The sequence below is a fragment of the Hyphomonas sp. UBA3601 genome, assembly GCF_002375605.1.
GTDB lineage: Bacteria > Pseudomonadota > Alphaproteobacteria > Caulobacterales > Hyphomonadaceae > Hyphomonas.
On record NZ_DFME01000007.1, the window covers coordinates 1 to 358 of the forward strand.

Sequence of the window (358 nt, forward strand, 5' to 3'; positions counted from 1 at the left end):
AATTTGCCTTTCTATGGCTTTGCCGTCCTGTGCACGGACCATCCTGAAGTGCAGGGATTGGCTGCGCGCGTTACGGACCGGCGCCGCATCACCTATGGCTTCAACCGCCAGGCCGATGTCCGCGCCATCAATCTGAAAACCGATCTGTCGGGCGCGCATTTCGATGTCGCGCTGCGCCGTCCCGGCTCTGCCCAGCCGCGGATGATCGAAGGGCTGACTCTGCCGATGGCGGGCGAGCACAATGTCCAGAATGCGCTGGCCGCCGTTGCCGTCGCGCTGGAGCTAGGCGCCACAGACGATCAGATCCGGACCTCGATGGGGCAATTTGGCGGGGTGAAGCGCCGCTTCACACAGGTCG

General features: G+C 63.7%; 1 protein-coding gene. It reads left to right on the forward strand.

All coding sequences use genetic code 11. The features are described 5' to 3' along the window. A partial coding sequence (locus tag B4F73_RS00300) for a Mur ligase family protein (protein ID WP_290482242.1) occupies window positions 1-358 on the forward strand: 358 nt, incomplete at both ends.